This window comes from Bartonella sp. AD328YNZD (genome assembly GCF_042196425.1).
In genome coordinates this window covers 1-537 of sequence record NZ_JBHIQG010000870.1, presented here as the reverse complement: position 1 = coordinate 537, position 537 = coordinate 1, and the positions used below count along the sequence as shown (strand labels likewise).

General features: G+C 37.4%; 1 protein-coding gene and 1 pseudogene. Both read left to right on the top strand.

The window, feature by feature from the left end:
* Positions 1 to 204 (top strand): annotated as a pseudogene (locus ACFIO3_RS15515) (integrase); the annotation flags it as partial.
* Between the two features lie 208 nt (positions 205 to 412).
* Positions 413 to 537 (top strand): helix-turn-helix transcriptional regulator (locus ACFIO3_RS15510; protein WP_375704828.1); only part of this gene is annotated, 125 nt, incomplete at its 3' end.

The following is a 537-nucleotide window of genomic DNA, read 5'->3' as shown; positions in this document are numbered from 1 at the left end:
ATTGAAGCCTGCCCCCATGGTTTTCGCTCTAGTTTACGCGATTGGCTTGCTGAAACAACCGATGCCCCCTATGAGGTTGCTGAAACCATTCTAGCTCATACGGTCGGGGGGCAAGTAGAGCGTGCTTATCGTCGTACTGACTATCTAGAACAGCGTCGTGTCTATATGGAGAAATGGGCGGCTTATGTCACCGGTCAATCTTAAAGATATGGGGTGCATAACCCCATTATCTGTGGATAACTTTAGCTCTCTTCTCTCTCATTCTTTCTCAATAAGACTCATAAATTATCACATGAGAATTTATATGATAAAATATTGTTTTCTATAAATAAAATACCTTCAAAAATAAACCAAAATGTGGTTAATAAATAGTTATGATTTGTTACCATTTTTTGATAGAAAGGATTTTAGAATGACAGAAAATGATATTCTTTTAACTGACCGTGAAAGTGCAAAATTACTTCATATGAGTGTCTCAACATTCCGCCGTCATGTTACCAATGGCTCTCTCCCAAAACCTTTAAAATTTGGTTTTTT